Below are 13620 nucleotides of genomic sequence, written 5' to 3' on the forward strand. Positions count from 1 at the left end.
TGGTCGCGCGGTCGGTGGGCGATGGCCGGGAAGTTTCCCACGCTGTTCCATAGATGGGTTAAAAAAACAGCCCGAGAGCTTCCTGATCCAGAATTTCGCGATCCGCTGCTTCACGCGGCAAAGCATGTTCTTCACATGCAGAATTGCCTTTACGGCGCGCACCTCGCGGAGATCGCAGAAGGGAGATTCCACTTTCTCGGCAGGACGATGGATTTCGGTGGGATCGATCGCATCGCGTGGCGCATCGAAATGGGCGAGGGCAACAATCGTCTTTGGCGGATGACGTTGTCGTATTTGGGTTGGACGGTGCCGCTCCTCGCCCGAGGCGCTGCGAGCGACGTAGCCATGATACGTCGGACAATCGATAACCTCGTGGCCCAGAACCAGTGGGATGTGCCGGGTGTATTCCGAGACGTTTGGCATCCGTATTCTGCAAGTCACCGGCTGATAAACCTGCTTGCAGGATATGCACTCTTGCGCGCTGCGGGCGGGCGCCAGTCCGATGACCTCGAGGCTTTGCTCGAACACGCAAAGTTCTGCGCTGCCTTCGTCCTGTGCAATCTGGAGCGCGACCTCCAGTTCAATCATCTATTGAAGAACTACGTAGCGCTGTCGATGTATCGCGCGGCCCTCGGGCATAACACGCCTCGCTTGGAATTCTTGGACCGCGCGGTACGACAGACCCTGGATCAGGTCGTGCTGAGCGATGGCGGCCACGCCGAAAGATCGCCGATGTATCACGCACTATGCCTGGTCGACCTCCGAACATTGAAGACGGCCAGCTCGCCGGCTGATGCCCCTTGGCTGGAAGCAGCCATTTCAGCGATGCAGTCGGCCCTTGGCGTCATGTGCCATCCGGACGGCGACATAGGCCTGTTCAACGATTCATGGATCGGCGAGGCGCCATCGGCGATCGAACTTGCACCGCCGCCGGCGGACGGGCGGCTCGCGTTACCGGAAACGGGATACATTCGACTGTCCGGTCAGAACGACGCCGTCATTTTCGATTGCGGCCCCTGTGGTCCTAAGTCCAATCCGGGGCACGCTCATGCAGATTTTCTCAGTATTGAACTTTCGGTTGCCGGCAAGCGGTTCCTTGTGGACCTCGGTGTGCCAACATACTCCCAGGGGCCTGCGCGGGACGATTGCCGATCTTCTTCCCGTCATAACGGACCGCACGTGATCGACACTGAGCCGATCGAGTTCTGGGGGTCATTCCGTGTCGGACGTCGAGGGTCGGCACGTCCTCTAGAGGATCCGACGCTCGGGGGTGTAGCGCCACTCTGGGCGGCCGGATATCAAAACGGCTTTCGTCCGGCAGGGGCCGATGTGGCGCGCTGGGTTGGACTGTGGCCCGGGTGCGCTTTGCTCATCGTCGACGTCTGGCGCGGTGTTGAATCAGCACGTGCAGGTGTTCGATTCCTGGTGCCGGGGACGTGGTCAGCGTTGCCGTCCAGCGCGTTTGCAGCTGGCGGAGTGCAGGTAAGCCTCGGTGTTCTCTTAGGAAAAGCATCGCATATCGAGAGCGCCAGGTGGTGGCCGAAATTCGGTGAGGCGCAATCTGCACACAGCGTATTCATACATCCATCGCCGGACTGTGAGGGGTCGGTCGCAGCGACTTTGTGGACCTGGGGCGAACGAGCACCGGCAAGGCTTGTTGAAGCTTGCGCCATAGCAAGGACCTTGCTTGCACACTGCCGAGGGCATTTGCCATGAAAATCGTCGTCTGCGGGCTAGGATACGTTGGTGTGACAGTTGCAGCCTGCATGTTACGCAAGGGCGCCACAGTGGTCGGCGTTGACGTAAATTCCCAAAAAGTAGAGATCGCTAATGCGGGTCGTTCTCCCGTGAAAGAAGCCGGGATACACGAAATCTTTGCGAGGGCTAGAGCTGAAAGCCGTCTGACCGCTGCAACGACGCTCGGCAGTGCGCTCGCGGACGCGGACGTCGTGGTCGCGTGCGTCGGAACGCCAAGCTGCGAGGACGGCTCGCTCGAACTGTCCTACGTCTCTTCGGTTTCGGAGGAAATTGGTATGGCGGTCCGACACCGATCATCCCAATGCCGGCCGCTGCTGTGCCTTTTCCGATCGACAATGCTGCCTGGCACCATGGACGCGGTAGTCGTGCCCAAGTTGAGCGAAGCGGCAGGAGAGCCACCCGGTCATCGTTATGAGCCGGTCTACAATCCGGAGTTTATGCGCGAATCGACGGCCATTGCAGACTATTTCAACCCTCCGAAAATTGTCGTCGGCGAGCGATTTCCTGGCGCAGCACAGGAGCTGTACGGCATCTACGATGGGATCGATGCGCCCGTATTCAAAGTGCCGTTTGCCGTGGCGGAGATGGTCAAGTACGTGGACAACTATTTCCACGCACTCAAAGTCTCCTTTGCCAATGAAATTGCGAGATTGGCGCTCGCTTCCGCCGTTGACCCGCAAGACGTAACACGCATCTTCTTGTCGGACACCAAACTTAACGTCTCCTCTTACTACCTGCGACCGGGCAATGCGTTCGGCGGATCCTGCCTTCCCAAGGACGTTCGTGCTCTCGGCGCATTTGGGCTAAAGCACGGAGTGAACGTGCCGCTCCTGCAGAATGTGATCGCCAGCAATACAGCTCACAAGTCGTTTGTAGCGCGCTTGGTTCTAGCGCGCGCGCCGAAGGGGTCACGCATCCTGCAGTTGGGGCTTACGTTCAAGCCCGATACGGATGACCTGCGCGAAAGTCCGCTGGTTGAACTGGCCGCGACTCTGCTCGAGGAAGGATACGATCTGTCTCTCTTCGAACCGGACCTCAAGCCGGAGCAACTCATCGGCGCCAACCTAGCGTTTGTACGCGCGAATTTGGCGCGACTGCCGGTACTTCTGGTTACCGATTTCGCTCGCGCGGCGGCAAGGGCGGACCTCATCGTACTCGGAAAGGCGATGCCTGGCATCAAACTGCCGACCGGCAAGCAGATTCTAATCTCTATCGCTTGTAGGCAATTCATTGGGCGGCTGGGGTTGGCGAGGTTTGTAAATGCTGCGGACGTTGGCTGCAACATAGCCTCCGCCGTGGAGCTCAAATGGTGGAGAACATGGCACCCAACACAACGTTGCCCTTACCCATGAATGTCCTGCCAGCGGCCCATCGGCTGAGAATTGCTCTTGTGTGCAGCCGGTTGCCGTTGCCGATGACCCGTGCAGATCAATTGACCGTCGCGCACCTGATTTCGTACTTGGCCGCGCGCGGTCACTCCTTAGACCTATTCACGCTCGACACGGGAGAGAAGCCGACGCCTGAGCAGAGGGCATGGCTGGATCAGCGCTGCCGGCAACTTCTTGTGTTCCGACAATCCATGGCGCGCAGCATTCTCGGGCTAATCCGGGCTGTCGCAGTCGGCAAACCGATGCAGGTCGGATGGTTTACCAATCGCGCTCATATCCGTGCCGTCCAGCAAGCCATCTTACTCAGGCAATACGATGTCGCCTACGCCTATTACATCCGCAGCGCCGAAGCGCTCCGCGCGGTCTGCCCCGCCGAGGCGGAACCCGATCTAGGCCGCCCTCCCACGATACTTGGCATGCAGCTGTCGCAGTCACTGAACACGCGGCGGCTTGCGAAAGACTCCGGCAGGCTGCGAGACAAGATCATATATGCGGTGGAGCAGGGGCTGGTACGTCGCTACGAGGCCAATATATGGCGCGACTTCTTCAGGACGGTCCTCATTAGCGAGAGAGACGCGGAAGAAATCCGCTTGGCCTGTCGCGAAAGATCGGTGCCAGAGATAAGCAATTACATTCTTTCTCCGCACGGAGTTGATACGAGCCGATTCCGGCCTCGTCCGGACATCGATCCCGATCCAGCCACCCTGGTCTTCTCCGGCGTAATGGGGACCAACACCAATATTCACGCTATCACCTGGTTTGCCAAAAACTGCTGGCCCCGCATAAGAGCGGAGATCCCGGGCACGCATCTCCTCATTGTCGGTCGGCGGCCGGCGCGCGAGGTCGTCCGCCTTGCTGCGCACGACCGCGCAATTACAGTGACCGGCGAAGTTCCTGATCCTGCAGAAGACATTGCGCGCGCGACAGTCTGCATCAATCCTATGCAGATTGGGGCCGGCATGCAGAACAAGTTGATCGAGTACATGGCCTGCGGCAAGGCGGTCGTAACAACGCCGGTGGCCAATGAGGGGATTCATGCAATTTCCGGAACGCATCTCCTCGAAGCCGCCGGTGCCGAGGCATTTGCGGATGCTGTCGTCGCGCTTCTGCGCAATCCTGAGATGCGGGCGGCTCTAGGAAAGAGCGCACGCGAGTATATTCAGCGCTGCTGGACATGGGAGAAGCTGTTTTCCGAACTCGAGTCTGAGATGTTGGCTTTGGCTTCCCGTGGTCTCGCAGCGACCGCGTGATCTTTCAAGGCATTTCGGCTCCGCCACAGTCGGGCCACGCGCTGACGCGGTTAGCCCCGGGGTGTTTCCAAAACCGGGACCGCGTCGCCTCGCGCGACGTACCGCGTCCGCAGCTTAATCCCTCATCGGCAGTCGGTCGAAGCAACCGGCTGTACACAAGCATTCAGATGCGTTAGCGCCCTGTAGCGCTTTCGCTGCACAGGAATGCAACGACGTTGTCGACATAGTCTGGAGTGTCGCCGCACGCAATCGACCAATTGATCTGGGCGACGCAACGCCCTATCCGCGCCGCGTGACGGGATGAAACGAGAAGTACCGAACGCGGATCCGCGGCCAATGCCAGCGTTGCCAAGATGGCCGGGTGGGCCTCGGAATCAAAGAAGTCGTATCCATATCGGCTGGACAGAGCACTTGCCGTTGCGGACCTGGTGGCAATCGCAGTTTGCAACAGCGGGAGACCATAACGCAGCACGCCATGAACCACACGCAATTCCAAGTCATTGGCAGGCAGGACATCACCTGGCGCGTAGCGATGCTGCCAGACATCCCCGTAGCGAATCGAGCGTTCGGCAGGTTCCTGCGTCCCGGTACCCAACAGACGAACCATTCCCGAGGATATAAATCGATCTAACTCTCCGAGCAGTTCAGGCGTCATATCGCCGGTCGTAGGCTCGTGTAACAGCAGGACGTCGACCCATTCGGTCTTCAGCCTTCGCAGGCTGTCCTCGAGGGAGGAGCGGACTTGGTCGGGATGGAACAGCCCGGTCGTTGCAAGAGCCTGTGCCTGGCGTAAGGCGAACTGCTTGACCGCCGGGAGCCGCAGCGCGAGGGGGCGCAAGGTTTTGCGCACCAATGAAAACAGACCGGGAAGCTTGGGCCGGGCAATTCCGACCTTCGTAGCCAGTATGAATTCGTCACGATGCGAGTGAACAAGATCGCCAACGACATTTTCGGCGAGCCCGTAAAGTGGCGCGACATCGACGTATCTAATTCCCGCTTCGTAAGCTGCTTCGAATACGGCGATGCTCTCCCGTAGGCTTGCGCCGCCGATCAATCCTCCGCCGCCCAATCCTATCCGGCAAACTTCATCAGCTGAAGCGGGTATCTTGACCTTATGCATTTCGGTAACTCGTCAGCCGGTCACACAAGCGAAGTGCAAGCGCTAGGGCGGTATAGGTGCAATTTGCATATCCTGACGTGGGAAAGGTGGCCGCGCCCGCTACATGAAGGTTGGCGGTACCGTGAACCCGAAGATCGGGGTCTACGACCCCGCCATCGAAGGTCGGCGCCATCCGCAGCCCCCGCATTGGTGATAACTATCGACGCATTCGTCCAGTATTGAAATGTCGCGCGCGGCGATCTTCGGATGAAGCTGCATGTCCGCGAGCCCCATCCTCGTCAAGGCATCCCGAACAATCTCGCAGAACCGGGCTATCGTATGGATCTCCCGCCCATCAATCCTCCAATCGAGGCGCACCCCGGGCATCCCCAGGCAATCACGTCGCTCACTATCCAACCTGATCGCGCTTTCGCGGAGGGGCACCTGCTCGCAATTTATCAGCAGTCGAATGCCCCTGTCAGAATGATTGAAAATCCTGTGCTCTCGAAAATAGCGGCGGATCAGCGGACCCCAGATCTTGACCAATGCCAAGCTATGACTTGGGATCGTTCTCAGGTTTGGCGGGACGGCTCCGCGTAACACTGACGAGACGAATATCTTTACGTTATCGATGTGGTGCTGCAACGAAGAGTCAAACTGCAAAACACCGCTGATGTTGAGCAGCTTTTCGGTCGTTTGCACGCGCTCTGCCAAGCGCAATTTGGGTTGGTACTTGTGGCCGGCAAGCAGGATGGAGTCAAAGAGGTTGTCGAAGCTCTCGGTTCTCTTGCGAACCAGCCGGGCTGCACTGATTTCCAGATGATCCTGGAAACAACATCCGAGCCACCTGTTGTGGCCCCAAGGAGCTTCTCGATCATTCTGCGCGGAACTCAGCAAGAGTCGGGTGGCCTCGATAGTCCCGCAGGCGATCACGAAATGCTTGGCCGACACTCGAGTTTGCCGCCCAGTGATCGATTTGATCACAACCGTCTTTACGTAATTTGTCGCGTTGTCAAATACGAGATCGGTGACGGTCGCATGAAGCAACAGCTTCAGATCCGAACGGCTCGTCAGCTCGTTTCGAAATAGTCGCGCCAGATTTCTCTCGCGCAGGGAGCGCGTGAGCACGACTTCGATCGCGTCATCAAACACCGGAGCGGCTGCGCGGGCCTGTTTCCAGACATCTCCGTCGCAGTCGATACCAGGCTTGACCCCGAGGAAGTCGGCCGCACGGTCATAGTAGGGCGCTATGTCTTGGAGCTTCAGCGGCCATCCGCTGTTCTCGACCCATTCTCGGTGCGCGAAATCGATCGGAGTGTAAGGCAGTAGCGTTCCGCCCCAGACGATACTGTTTCCGCCGAGTACGCGAATGCGGGCGTGCGAGAGTCCATTGTGAGGATGCCCGTCATTGATTCCGACGTTCAGTTTTTGTGCGACCGGGTCGACCGTTCTTCCGCCGGCTTCGAGCACGACCACCTCGTGCCCGGATCGAGCAAGCTGAACGGCTACAACAATTCCGATCGGGCCGCCTCCGACAACGACGATGTCACAGGCGGGCAGCTCCATGGCCGATATCTGGTCAAGCTCGAAAATCACGCCAACGGTAACCTCCGCAAGCGTGAGCGCTCGGCGCGGCGCCCTCGAACGGCGCGCACGACGGGGACGCTCAAAGGATCTGACCAGCATTCTTGGAGTAGGCCGATTATGCCAGCGTATGAACTAAGCAGCCGGTGCTCACCGACGATCGGGGGGTGCCCAATGGTGGTGAATTCTAGACGGCAGTAGATGCAAGTGATTATCGACACGACTACGCTCCAGGCGAGACTGCATGGTCAGGAGCATTTGGACTATAATTGAACCTTTAGCCGCCAATATAGTTCCACTCATGCAAAAGGGGCGGTCGCCCGTTCAGGCATGAGTGGTCGCAACGGCGGACAGGAATCTGCTCACCACGACTAGCGCCAGCGAGCAGTATCATACCGCGGATGTGCATGGACGTTGCGGTTATTGTTCGACTGTGCGCATCGTCGCCAGACCCGAGCCGGAATGTAAAGATGAACGTTTATACGTATCTGACATTAAAGGCATGGAATACCGGTCTCCAACTCGCGTTTGGAATTCTCACTACGTACGTCTTCCTGCGGATCCTCTCACCCGATGTGTTTGCCGCATATATTTTGGTTTCTGCTATAGGCGCTTATTCGAGTTTGGCCGATCTTGGCTGCTCAAATCTTATCTATGTTAGTATGCGGAAGGCGTATTTGGATGGGGAACATCTGGGGACAGCGTTGGAAGAGGCGTTGGCGGCGCTGCTTACATATGGCGCGGTAGTTCTTCTCGTGCTTTTCGTCGTCGGCGCATTGATTGTAGCGAACGTCATTGATAACCATGGTAGACCGCTGAATCTCATCCTGTACTTGCTGTTTTGGCTGCTGCTGTTGCCGTGGAACATAGTGAGGACCACGGCGAATGCCGTCGACCTTTATGTCCCTTTTGAAGTCCTCGAGTTGACGCGCCACTTGCTGGTGACCGCATTCTTGATAACGCTGTTGGCGGGACTTGAGGTCCGAGAATATCTGATCGCGGTAAACGTTGTTTGGGGGGCTTGCTTCATCATTGCGGCATTCTACGGTCGCCACCTATTTGATAAGTTCGGCGCCGGCAATGGCTCGATCGCCGCGGCCGTCGTTCGTCTATATGGTGATCGGTTGGCCAGCATGAAAGCCGCCGCTGCTTTCAACGTGAGTGCATTCACGATCTATGTCTTCCCATATTTCGTGATTCCCGTCATGTCGTTTCCCAGGGATGCTCTGGTGGTATTTGATACGTTTTACAAGGTCGGTCGCTTTGGCGCAACGACGTACCGAGTGGCCGCGGATGCTTTCCTGCCAATGCAGACACGGGCAGTGCACGAGGGCAGAACACGAGATTTGATGTCGTCGGTCGGGATGGTCTTGGCCTTTCAGTTCGTCATCTTCCTGGTTGGAGCAATTTGCTTGTTAGCCGGGTCGGATCGGATCTTTCCGGTGCTCCTCAACGGAAAAGTGGAGATCAGCCAGGCGATCGTGTTGATGATGGTGGCGATGCTCTTCCTGGAGCTCTTCCAGCTTACGCTCGAAATAATACTCATCAATTCGGGTTTATTCGAACCTATGGCAAAGTTGTACGTGACCGTGATGACCGCACTGGGCACGGTTGCTCTTGTAAGTTACCTATGGGAATTGTCTTTCCCGCTGTTTCTTGGAATGTATGTTCTGGTCTACGGGGTTGGCGCAATACTGCACGTGCCGCTTTTCCTGCACTATTTCGGTCGGCAAAATCGCGTCAGCCAGACTGACTGAACTTCCGAAATCTGCGGAGATTACTCCAGCTAGCAGAGTGGTCGGCCAAAGCTCGCTACGCGTAATCAGAGCGAAAAATCGGTCTGCGGCCGTCTCGGGAGCGGTGCGGGATTCGGTGGTTTGGATGGTGAGGCCGTGAACGGCACAACGCCAGGCTTTGGCCCAGGCCTGAACCGTCTGGGCTGGCCGAGTACAGCGACCGCGCGGTAGCAAGTTCGCGCGCTTGCGTTTTGTGCGCGCTGCCTGGAACTCGTTGGCTTCTAGCGTGTTCCCACTCCTGCATGGAGGAACATGCATTGACCTCTCTTCCGACGAAACGGCCACCGGTTGCGGCTTTTTTTCGGCCATGATGACCCGGTGCGAATTTGCGGGAGAAGATCAACACGGTGACCACCGGACAGCCGGTCGAGCGCGAATTCGTCGGCCAGTTTCACGCATGAAAGTGTATCGCATGTCCCGCGGTCTTCCTGTCGGCGCGCTGTTCGCACGGCAACAGCGGGGGCAGGAGTCATGCTGAAGAAGATGGGCAAGTTGCTGGAAGCGCTATCAAGCCCGAGTTACCGGAGCGGACTGCGACACGGGATAGCTCCGACCATCGAGCACAAGTTGGCGCTGCAGCGGTTGAACGTAAGGACGGTGCTCGACATCGGCGCCAACAGAGGCCAATTTTCGCTGCTTGCCCGATGTCTCTACCCCGCGGCGACCATTTATGCATTCGAGCCGCTTCAGCGTCCTGCTGAACAGTTCCGCGCGCTATTTGCAAATAACGCTAATGTGCATCTTTTCCAGGTGGGCATCGACGAGGCTCTGGGCGACACCAAAATGTTTGTTGCCAACGATCATCATGCCTCGTCGTCGATCCTGAAAGCGCACAAACAGTCACAGATATTCGGCTCGAGAGAAACAGGGGAGGAGACCGTTCATGTCGGCCGACTCAGCGACTTTCTACCGCTCGATAGCATACGTCCGCCATGCCTACTCAAGATTGATGTCCAGGGCTATGAGCTGCAAGTCATAAATGGCTGTCGCGAGGTACTGCCCCTCGTTGATTATCTGTACGTCGAATGCTGCTATGTCGAGTTGTATGCGCGTCAGGCGCTCGCTCACGAAATACTGCGTCGGCTGGGAGAATTTGGCTTCGCTCTCCGGGGCACCTTCAACCAATACTGCGATCCGGAGGAGGGGCCTGTGTTAGCCGATTTCCTTTTCCAATCGTTGAAATCGATGGCCGCGGTCCGGGCGGCTCAGTTGAAGTAACGACGTTTCCTCAAGAGCGCCAGGAGCGGACCCGAAATGCTCAAGAGCGACGTTCGCAGCTTCTGGGATAAAGGCTCCGCTGGCGAATTCTGGGCTGTCGGATCGGAAGCGAAGTTGCGCTTCCTTACTGAGGAAAACTCGCGTTATCAGTTTGAACCTTTCATACCCGTTTTCGCCGACTTCGCCGCCGCGGCGGATCGGGTCGTGCTCGAGATCGGCATTGGCATGGGGTGTGACCATCAACAATGGGCACAAGCGCGCCCGAGACGTCTGCTCGGCACCGACCTGAGCCGGCGTTCCATTGGCTACACGCGCGAGCGGTTCGATTTGTTCAATTTAAAGTCCGATCTAATATTGGCCGATTGTGAATGTCTGCCGCTATCGTCCGGCTGCGTCGACATTGTCTATTCATGGGGGGTAATGCATCACACCCCAGATACCCGGCAGGCGGTTCGAGAGGCCCACCGCGTGCTACGGCCTGGTGGAACCGCAAAGATCATGATCTATCACAAATGGTCGCTGACCGGCTATATGCTCTGGATGCGCTACGGCCTTATGCGAGGGCGACCTTGGTTGGGACTCGAATACATCTACGCGAATTTCCTGGAAAGTCCGGGCACCAAGGCCTACACCGTCGACGAAGCACGCCAACTGTTTGAGCAATTTTCCGACGTTCGCATCGCCATACAAGTGAACTACGGCGACCTGCTCCAGAGTGAGGTCGGCCGACGACACCGCGGTCCGCTGCTCACCATCGCAAAGAAGCTATGGCCTCGCTGGCTGATCCGCAGATTGTTGAAGCGGCATGGCTTATACCTGTTGATCACCGCAGTAAAATAGAGCGCGCTTCGTCTACTCGTTCCCTTTCGCCGATGTCACGCCTCTTCAACTGCAAATCCGGGGTCTGGCGAGTTCGCGACAAATGTGAGTGCCGGCAGCATGCTACCATCCCTTCACTAATGGCGAGGGATGTCATGAAACGCGAAGTAGGGCAGGGAGGCCCAACAGGGGAGACCTGGCTCCGGCTTAAAAGACATGGAGATCAACGCCGCTGTTCTGAATTCCCGAAGGAAAGTGCCTGTTAAGAGCAAGGCTGGCATGAGGTCGGTCGATCTTCAGGGCTGCTTGATTTCGAGCCAGACCGTTATCGTGACCGAGAACGCGCGCGATCGGCTCTTAGGGCGGAGAGCATGACCGAAATGCTCACACAATCATCGGCCGTCAACTCGGGCGCTTCAAGTGGCGTTGTGTCCCGCGGATGATGGGTCGATAGTAGAGTCCTGTCCACGTAGCCGCAGATAGTCGGGGGCAAATCCGGCGAGACGAACCAGCTCATTCCAATTGATTATCGTAATCGTCTTTGATTGCCACTGAAGTATATTGGCGCGGCGCAAGTCCCGGATGACTCGGTTGGCATGAATCGCGGAAATGCCGCAGGCGGCGGCGAGGCCCGATTGCATGAAGGGTGAGGGAATCCGAAAATCCCTGGCTAGACCAACTGCGCGCAAGCGCGCTGTGACCTCGCATAGCAGGTGCGCCACGCGCGCCAGCGCATCCCGGCTTCCCAAGTTGACGATGCAGTTGCGCGAGGCGGCGGCATCGGTGAGCAGCAAGAACAATAACGCGCGCGATATCGACGGCGACAGCGCGGAAACCTCCCGAAAGAATCTGTGCGGCACGGATGCGACCACAGCTGGCCTGAGCGTGACCAGATCGAAGTCGATACGAGGATCGTAGACCGTGTAGAGGTCTGGCACGTCGCCCGGCACGTGAATTGAAGTAATCTGTCCGTGGTGGTTGTCGACATCCTGCCAGCAAAGATAACCCTGCAGCAGTAAACAGCAATGGTTCGGGTGATCGCCCTTCTTAAGGACATGGTGACAAGTGTCATAGTGGCAAATGCTGCTCGGCATATTCGCAAGCAGTTCAAGATCACCGGGCGATAATTCGACGATGCTTGCCAAGCGATCGGCGAATCTTGAGAACGCAAATCCAGTTTGCATACTTCTTACCAAACTGCTTACCAAATTGCGTCAGCACACCGCCCTTGCCTCTACGGATGCAGAGCGGAATTATGTCCTCCACCTGTGACACCCCCAATTTCGCGATTGACCGCCGAGGTGAACGGTACGTCAATGGCCAGTTCGACGCATGGAGTAACAAAAGGTTCCTTTATACATATGAATTGATCTCTTTCAGTCGATTCGAGCGTAACAGCCGCTCTTGCACTGAACGCGGTCAGCAGGGGAACCCGCCGCGCTACAACTTTTCGCTTTCGAGAACGCCTTCTCAAGCTGAAAGCGCTCCTGCACACGGCTGCTGGAGCGCCGTCGAAGTCTTATGGAGCGCCCGAGCGTCCTTCCGGCGGCGGCCGCGTTGCCGGGAAGGCGCGGTATTGAGAATTATGGACGGTGATAAGTGCAGTTCCCAGATCGGGCGGCTCGAAGTTGTGGAGACGGGCCGGGATGCGGATCACCGGCGCGGTCGACGTAGGGAGCCGTCTTGGAATGTTCGTCACAGGCGCACCGCCGGCGCGCGGCGGTGGCGGATGCCGAGCGCATCAAGATTGTTTCGCGCTCGCCACCGCCATTGCAGACCACCGCGGCACGGTATCCTGGAACACGCCAGGCATAGGCGATAGGTTTCCGACGTAGCGGTTGACGGACAAGGAAAGGCCGGTCTTAATTGCCAGCCATGAGCGCAAACTGCTCTTTGACCTCATCCAAGTTGACGAGACAGACTTGGAGTGCATCGGCGTTGTTTTCTAAGAGTTCGTTTCACGCCGGAATCACGATGCGAACTTTGCACTAAGAGTGCCGTCTTGCACGCTTGTGTAGGTCGAATAAAGCCCCAGTTACACAACAAGAAGGAGGGGTACAGTGGTTGGCATTTCAGAGTTCAAGTATAGCGGCGGCTCACTGAACGCTTCCCATCGTTACTTGTTGCCCGCCATTCTGAATATCTTGCACAACACATCTTCAAGCGTTCGGGAGAAATCGCTATTTGACTTGGGCTGCGGTAATGGATCAGTGGCTAATGAAATTCATAAACTCGGATTCCGAGTTGCGGGAGTCGACCCTTCAACTGAAGGCATCGCGATGGCCAAGCGGCACTATCCCCATCTCGATCTAAGAATCGGATCTTCACACGATGACCTTAAGGGACAGTTTGGAACATTCTCGTATGTCATGAGCCTTGAAGTCATCCCGCTTGTTCATGATCCGAGGTCATTTTCCAGAGCCGTTTGCGAGCTTCTTACAGATGATGGCTACGCTATGATCAGCACGCCATATCATGGCTACTTCAAGAATCTGGCCATCGCTGCTGTTGGAAGCTTTGACAATCACGTCAACCCTCTGTTGGACTATGGGTATGCTAAGTTCTGGTCGGTGAATACGCTGAGAACTCTCCTGGAGGAGACGGGACTCAGATCAATCGAATTCGTTCGTGTTGGGCGTATTCCAGCGCTCGCGAAATCGATGATTGCGGTAGCCAAAAAGAAATGAGGACGCACAACATAGGTAAGC

At 57.1% G+C, this 13620-nt stretch carries 9 protein-coding genes and 1 pseudogene; 7 read left to right on the forward strand and 3 right to left on the reverse strand.

From position 1 onward, the window contains the following. The first annotated feature begins 21 nt into the window (after window positions 1-21). The 3 genes from ACFXS9_RS42200 to ACFXS9_RS42210 are packed head-to-tail and all read left to right on the forward strand — an operon-like array spanning window position 22 to window position 4396. On the forward strand, window positions 22-1716 hold the full coding sequence (locus tag ACFXS9_RS42200) for a heparinase II/III family protein (RefSeq protein ID WP_392699453.1): 1695 nt from the start codon (window positions 22-24) through the stop codon (window positions 1714-1716). Then, window positions 1713-3110, forward strand: coding sequence for a nucleotide sugar dehydrogenase (locus ACFXS9_RS42205; protein ID WP_392699455.1), 1398 nt, complete (start codon window positions 1713-1715; stop codon window positions 3108-3110). Before ACFXS9_RS42200 ends, ACFXS9_RS42205 begins: the two co-directional genes overlap by 4 nt. After that, window positions 3065-4396 carry a glycosyltransferase family 4 protein gene (locus ACFXS9_RS42210; RefSeq protein WP_392699457.1) on the forward strand — a complete coding sequence of 444 codons (1332 nt, stop codon included), beginning with the start codon at window positions 3065-3067 and terminating at the stop codon, window positions 4394-4396. The genes ACFXS9_RS42205 and ACFXS9_RS42210 overlap by 46 nt, the downstream gene beginning before the upstream one ends. Before the next feature lie 172 nt (window positions 4397-4568). On the opposite strand, the gene ACFXS9_RS42215 is transcribed toward ACFXS9_RS42210, so the two are convergent. Further along, a complete protein-coding gene (locus tag ACFXS9_RS42215; RefSeq protein ID WP_392699459.1) occupies window positions 4569-5516 on the reverse strand; it encodes an aldo/keto reductase in 948 nt (315 codons plus the stop codon). Beyond that, window positions 5509-7181: pseudogene (locus tag ACFXS9_RS42220) on the reverse strand (GMC oxidoreductase). The gene ACFXS9_RS42215 and the pseudogene ACFXS9_RS42220 overlap by 8 nt, the downstream one beginning before the upstream one ends. Before the next feature lie 368 nt (window positions 7182-7549). On the opposite strand from ACFXS9_RS42220, the gene ACFXS9_RS42225 reads away from it, so the two are divergent. The 3 genes from ACFXS9_RS42225 (at window position 7550) to ACFXS9_RS42235 (ending at window position 10933) form a co-directional block, all read left to right on the forward strand. Next, window positions 7550-8836: a hypothetical protein gene (locus ACFXS9_RS42225; RefSeq protein WP_392699461.1), complete on the forward strand. Its 1287-nt coding sequence runs from the start codon at window positions 7550-7552 to the stop codon at window positions 8834-8836. Between the two features lie 510 nt (window positions 8837-9346). Further along, on the forward strand, window positions 9347-10093 hold the full coding sequence (locus ACFXS9_RS42230) for an FkbM family methyltransferase (RefSeq protein WP_392699463.1): 747 nt from the start codon (window positions 9347-9349) through the stop codon (window positions 10091-10093). 36 nt (window positions 10094-10129) lie between these two features. Then, window positions 10130-10933: a class I SAM-dependent methyltransferase gene (locus ACFXS9_RS42235; protein WP_392699465.1), complete on the forward strand. Its 804-nt coding sequence runs from the start codon at window positions 10130-10132 to the stop codon at window positions 10931-10933. A 395-nt stretch (window positions 10934-11328) separates the two neighbouring features. Here ACFXS9_RS42235 and ACFXS9_RS42240 read toward each other — a convergent pair whose 3' ends face one another. Further along, window positions 11329-12057 carry a Crp/Fnr family transcriptional regulator gene (locus tag ACFXS9_RS42240; protein ID WP_392699467.1) on the reverse strand — a complete coding sequence of 243 codons (729 nt, stop codon included), beginning with the start codon at window positions 12055-12057 and terminating at the stop codon, window positions 11329-11331. A 915-nt stretch (window positions 12058-12972) separates the two neighbouring features. On the opposite strand from ACFXS9_RS42240, the gene ACFXS9_RS42245 reads away from it, so the two are divergent. After that, window positions 12973-13599, forward strand: a complete 627-nt coding sequence (locus ACFXS9_RS42245; RefSeq protein ID WP_392699469.1) for a class I SAM-dependent methyltransferase — start codon at window positions 12973-12975, stop codon at window positions 13597-13599. Window positions 13600-13620: the final 21 nt, after the last annotated feature.

It is taken from the genome of Bradyrhizobium sp. RDI18 (assembly GCF_043203335.1).
GTDB classification, from domain to species: domain Bacteria; phylum Pseudomonadota; class Alphaproteobacteria; order Rhizobiales; family Xanthobacteraceae; genus Bradyrhizobium; species Bradyrhizobium retamae.